Annotated in this window: 5 protein-coding genes; 2 read left to right on the top strand and 3 right to left on the bottom strand. The window is 64.7% G+C overall.

Going from position 1 to position 5,244, the window contains the following annotated elements:
* Together AC1DU6_RS19345 and AC1DU6_RS19340 are read left to right on the top strand one after the other, a co-directional pair.
* A partial coding sequence (locus AC1DU6_RS19345) for a LysM peptidoglycan-binding domain-containing protein (protein ID WP_477858968.1) occupies window positions 1–2,606 on the top strand: 2,606 nt, incomplete at its 5' end.
* Window positions 2,603–2,977 (top strand): hypothetical protein, encoded by a 375-nt coding sequence (locus AC1DU6_RS19340; RefSeq protein WP_457390234.1) that lies wholly within the window; start codon window positions 2,603–2,605, stop codon window positions 2,975–2,977. The genes AC1DU6_RS19345 and AC1DU6_RS19340, both read left to right, overlap by 4 nt.
* 126 nt (window positions 2,978–3,103) lie before the next feature.
* Here the strand turns inward: AC1DU6_RS19340 and trxC are convergent, their stop codons facing one another.
* The 3 genes from trxC to AC1DU6_RS19325 form a co-directional block, all read right to left on the bottom strand.
* Window positions 3,104–3,526, bottom strand: a complete 423-nt coding sequence (trxC, locus tag AC1DU6_RS19335; RefSeq protein WP_477858965.1) for a thioredoxin TrxC — start codon at window positions 3,524–3,526, stop codon at window positions 3,104–3,106.
* 111 nt (window positions 3,527–3,637) lie between these two features.
* Window positions 3,638–4,072: a universal stress protein gene (locus AC1DU6_RS19330; RefSeq protein WP_056198567.1), complete on the bottom strand. Its 435-nt coding sequence runs from the start codon at window positions 4,070–4,072 to the stop codon at window positions 3,638–3,640.
* A gap of 90 nt (window positions 4,073–4,162) precedes the next feature.
* Window positions 4,163–4,987, bottom strand: coding sequence for a sulfurtransferase (locus AC1DU6_RS19325; RefSeq protein ID WP_477858963.1), 825 nt, complete (start codon window positions 4,985–4,987; stop codon window positions 4,163–4,165).
* Window positions 4,988–5,244: the final 257 nt, after the last annotated feature.

The raw sequence follows: 5,244 nt of genomic DNA, 5'->3' as shown, positions 1-5,244 counted from the left end.
GCCTGGTGGCTACGCGCAAGGTCGATGACGTGGGCCGTACCACGCTGCTCACCGACCTCTTCAACCATCAGTCCACCCAAAGCACCTACGACAACGACAACCGGCTGCTCACCCAGAGCTTCGTGGGCGACATCCGCAACCTCAGCGACACGAGCAAGAACTACACCGTCACCTACAGCTACTACAAGGACAAGACCGACAGCGCGACCAGCCAAACGGGCTCCGGGGCGCTGGCCAGCGTCTTCCAGCAGCCTGCGGCCACCGGCGCCAATGCCTTTGCGACCACCACCACCTACAAGTACGACTACTGGGACGACACCAAGCAGTCCGTCATCACCAAGTACACGGCCAACCAAAACACGGCCAGCACCCTCAAGTACGACATCAACGGCCACCTCAAGAGCAACACCGACGCCGGCACTGGCCAGACCCAGAGCTACCGCACCAACGCCAACGGCCAGGTGCTGCAGCGCACCAGCGGCTCGATGGCGCACTACTTCTACTACGCCGATGGCCGCCGCATCGGCGATGTGGGCAACACGCCCGAAGACAAGCTGCGCGTGAGCTACGCCGAGCAACTGCACCGCAAGGGCATCCCCGAAACCGCCGACCAGCGCCGCGAGCGCTACAAGCGCCCCAGCCCCGTCACTAGCGCCGACTTCGACCAGAACTACGAGCCCATCAACGACAGCTACCCCGGCAGTGCCGCCGGCAGCTACACCGTGCGCCAGAACGGTGAGACGCTGCGTGCCATCGCGCAGGCGTTGTGGGGCGACTCCAGCCTGTGGTACCTCATCGCCGAGGCCAACGGCCTGCTGGGCGACGGCGCGCAACAGGCGGGCCGGGTGCTGGTCATCCCCAACAAGGTCACCAACATCCACAACAACAGCCAGACCTGGCGGCCCTACAGCGCCGGCGAAGCCATCGGGGCGGTGGACCCGAACTGGTCCGAGGCCAATATGGCGGGGTTCGAGAGCTTGAGACAGGCGATCCAGCGCTCCATCGGCATCGCGATGAACAACATAGCTACCAGCAACTGGCTCATGCAGATGACCGAGCAGGCGGCGTCAACGGCTTCGTCCAACTTGAACTTCTTCTATGCGATGAAGGGAATCGACGCTCGCCTGGATGCAGCAAAAACGGCTGCTGAAAATGCTCGCGCGGCGAGGAACCGCAGCTTGCTCAACGAAGCCGAGCGAGCCTCGGATCCAGCTCGCTTCACTTCGCCAGCGACTGAAGTGTTGAAGAGCAGCTACAGCTTCCTGGCACCGCCGGGGCAGCAGTTGGCCGGATTGGGTGGTGTGAGCGTGGGAAGTCTCAGCGTCGAAGCGCTGGGGTGGGGCGCCGTCGCACAAGGAGCATTTGGCAACGCTATCGGTGAAAGCCTCGCAAGCTCCGGCGGCGTGGACTGGAGCAAGGCGCCAGACCAATCCGACGCGGAAACGGTCAGGCTGAATCGCTATGAAGCTGCGGCTGCCGCCAGTGATTCGTCTCGGATGATTGGCGGCTATGACTTCGGCGCGTCGCAGAGGTTCTTCGACAGCGTGGCTGGCGATTCCGGTGTGCGGGTGGCCGATGCCAGCAAGGACGCCGCACAGCTGCGAGTGCTGCAGCTGGAGCGAAACATCAGAGAGTTGAAGGCGCTGCAGTCGAGCACGAGTTCGGCTGCGAGAGCCGCCACGGCGTCTGGCGGCAGCGCTGGCGCAGGCGGCGACCGCCTGGTCCTCGACCGCGCCGAAATCTTGATGGAGCAGGACACGACAAGGTATCTAAGCGCTGACGCTCCTGTCGTGGTCCGCCTGCCTCAAGAGGTGTTTGATATCGCCTCGGGCGTTGGCGACCTTGCGACCGCAGGGCTGTTTGGCCTGGCCGACATGACCGTCCTGCCGTTGGCAGACACGGTTCAGGCTGGCCTGAAATTCCTGCACGGCTCGGTCACTGGCGACTTCCAGCCGCTGACCTCGTTGAGCAGCTTCAGCGCACCTAACGCAGGCACGTGGGACGGCTTGAAGTCCACCGGGGCGAACGTCTTCAACGTCTCGCCGCTGGGCATGGTCTATCACTCGTACACCGGGGCCAGAGACACAACCACGGCGCTCATGAACGGCGACCTGCGCCAGGCCACGAGCAGTGGATTGGGACTTGGGCTGAACTTTGCTGCTGCGCGTGGCGTCGGGATTGGTGACTACGGCTTCACCATCACAGACGTGCGTGGTGCTGGGATGGGGCGCCTCAGCCAAGCAGGTGCTGTTGGTATCAAGTTCGGCAGATTCCCTTCTAAACCCCACGAGATGACCTCGATTCTGGGAGTGCCGCCGAAGAAGATTAGTCTCACACCCGATGGGACCACTCGAATTGTCTGGGAGCCAAACTCGCAGACGAGAATTCGATTCGAAAGTCATCCCGAAGGCCTCCAGCCAGGAGACCCGGCTTTCCATCCGCGCCATCACGGCGAGCACTACCATGTCGAGATTAAGCCGCCTGGCCTGTCTTGGAATCAAGCGAAGACCCAAGGCTTGGTCGTAAAGGCGCTACCAGATGGCTACACGCTCGGTTCAGGTACCGGCTTCTTGGCAGAAGAAGCATTTCCCGGATATCACCCATGAAAACAGACCCCATCAATTTCGCGACGCTTCGTCTGGATGACGCGAGCATTGAGGACGTGCGTTTGGACGTCAGCTCTGTGGAAGTGCGATACGTGGACTGGCAGGACTGTCGACACAGGCTCATCTTCCATGGTTCGATCAGTTGCTTCGCGTTGAGCCCTCACCACAGGGCGCTAAGCCACGGCACAGTAGAAATGGATGGCGCGTATCTTGAAGAATGTTGCGAGGCGGCAGACGAGGATGGCGCAGCCACCTTTGCAGTGTTCAACTTTATTGATGCTTGGGCCGATAGACCGGTGCTTCGAATCGTTGCCGAGAACGTAACCGAGGCGGCCGCTGGAGGCTCGGACCCAAAGGGGGCGAGTCTCTAGTCCTGTAATGCCGTTGGCGAAAGCCTGGCGCAGCCCTGCTACAAAAGTTAGACCTGCAGAACGCCACCCGTACCAAGGCAATGGAGAAAATCCGCAGATCCCAGGGCTCAGCCGAGCGCTGTGACGTCAGGGCAGGGCGTTGTCCACCCAAGCGTCCAGTTGCGCAGCCGTCATCGCACCGCTCTGCCGCGCCACCTCGCGGCCACCGACGAACAACACGGTCGTCGGGATGCTGCGGATCTGCAGGCTGGCGCTGGCGCGCTGCGCTGCATCGCTGTCCACCTTGACGAAGCGGATGTCCGGCCGGGTGGCGGCGAGTTGCTCGAAGTGCGGGGCATAGGAGCGGCAGGGTCCGCACCAAGCGGCCCAGAAGTCCACAAGCACCGGCGCCTCGGTGCCCTGGAGGTAGGGGCCGAGGTCCGCATCGCCCAGGGCCACCGGCTTGCGCGGCGCAACGGGCCCGCCGCAACGACCGCAGGTGGGATCGTCGGCGAGGCGTTCGTCGGGCACGCGGTTGCGGGTTCCACACTGGGGGCAGACGAGCAGCATGGGGTGAATTTAGTCCACGAGACTGGGTGCGGCTGCGTGCGCGCCGCCGCATGCCCGCGTAGGCCTCGCCTGACAGCGGAGCCTCAGTGGCGTTCGACGCTCGCTTGATGCCTATTTGACGATCAGCACCGGCGTTTCGATATGCGACAACACCTTCTGCGCCTCGCTGCCCAGCAGCAGGGCCGCAAAGCCCTTGCGGCCGTGCGATGCCATGACGATGAGGTCGACGTTCTCGGCCTTGGCGTGGTCGACGATGGCCTCCCAGGCGTGCAGGGCCTCGGTGGTGTGCCCGCGGCAGGACAGGCCCTGTGCCGCTGCGGCCGCGCTGACGGCCTCGACGCGCTGGGTGGCGACACGCAGTTGCGCGTCGATGAACTCCTGCGGCGGCACGGGCTGGATCTCGGAGACGGCGCTGTAGGGGAAGGGCTCCATGACGCTGAGCGTCAACAGCTGGGCGCCGTGAATCTTGGCGAGCTGGATGGCGGTGTCCACCGCGTGGGCGGTGATGTCGGAGCCGTCAGTGGGGACGAGGATGCGCTTGAACATTCGGTCCTCCAGTCGTTGCGAAGAACCACAGTGTGGCCGATCAGGCGCCGGAATGCTTGTCGGAGATCAAGCCTTTGCTCAACCCTCGGCCTAACCTTTAGCGATAGGGCGGGCCGGGTCTGACGACCATTCGCTCCAGGAACCGGGGTAGAGCAGGCTGTCGCCCAGGCCGGCGTGGGCCATGGCCAACAGGTTGTGACAGGCGGTGACTCCGGAGCCGCATTGCTGGACCACCGCGCCGGCACTGTGCGGTGCCAGCAAAGGCTGGAACTCGGCTCGCAGTTGGGCCGCAGGCTTGAAGCGGCCGTCGGCGCCGAGGTTGTCCTTGAAGAAGCGGTTGCTGGCGCCGGGGATGTGGCCGGCGGCCTTGTCCAGCGGCTCGACCTCGCCACGGAAGCGCTCGGCGGCGCGGGCGTCGATGAGGCGGACGTTGCCGAGCTTCTTGAGCAGCGTCGCTGCGTCGATCTGGCCGACCAGCGGCTGGCCGGGTTGCCAGTCGGTCGGCGTGGCAGTTGGGACATCCGCCGTCATTTCGCCGTCCCAGGCGCCGTCCAGCACGGCCACCTCGGCATGGCCCAGCCAGCGCAGCATCCACCAGATGTGGGCGGCGTAGGGGCCGCCCTGGCGGTCATAGGCGACGACCTGGCGGCCGGCGCTCATGCCCAGGCGGCGTATCAGCGCGGCGAAGGCCTCGCGCTCGGGCAGCGGGTGGCGGCCGCGGAAGGCGCCGTCCGCGCCGGTCTTTGGGCCGCAGAGGTCACGGTCCAGGTGCAGGTAGAAGGCGCCAGGGATGTGGCCGGCGGCGTAGGCGCGCTCGCCGGCGTCGGTGTCGGCGAGGTCGAAGCTGCCTTCGAGGATCAGCGGGTTCGAGAGCGCACGGAGTTCGGTGGTGGAAATCAAGGTCGTGAACGACATGTCGAAGCTTCCTGTGTGGTGACTTACCCAGTGACTGYCGCGGAACCGGCTTTGCTGGGCCGCTGGCAGTGCCCCCTCGAGGGGGCGCGCGAAGCGCGTAGGGGGTGAGCCAGTCCCTTCATGACTCAGCGGGGTTGAACTGGCTGTCTTTTGGCGGCGGGGCGACCTTGCTGCGCAGCAGCGTCGCCGCAAGGCCGGCGCCGATGATGAGCAGCATGCCGAAGGTGGCGTGCCAGGTCAGTGGGTCCTTGAACAGC

Source organism: Roseateles sp. P5_B10 (assembly GCF_056400485.1).
The sequence above is the reverse complement of the archived record's forward strand: the minus strand, read 5'-3'. Positions and strand labels throughout refer to the sequence as shown.

What these genes read in the sequence shown, in the direction of transcription:
- AC1DU6_RS19340 (WP_457390234.1), top strand. Translation starts at nt 2,603, where the DNA reads ATGAAAACAGACCCCATCAATTTCGCGACGCTTCGTCTGGATGACGCG.
- trxC (WP_477858965.1), bottom strand. Translation starts at nt 3,526, where the DNA reads ATGCTGCTCGTCTGCCCCCAGTGTGGAACCCGCAACCGCGTGCCCGAC.
- AC1DU6_RS19330 (WP_056198567.1), bottom strand. Translation starts at nt 4,072, where the DNA reads ATGTTCAAGCGCATCCTCGTCCCCACTGACGGCTCCGACATCACCGCC.
- AC1DU6_RS19325 (WP_477858963.1), bottom strand. Translation starts at nt 4,987, where the DNA reads ATGTCGTTCACGACCTTGATTTCCACCACCGAACTCCGTGCGCTCTCG.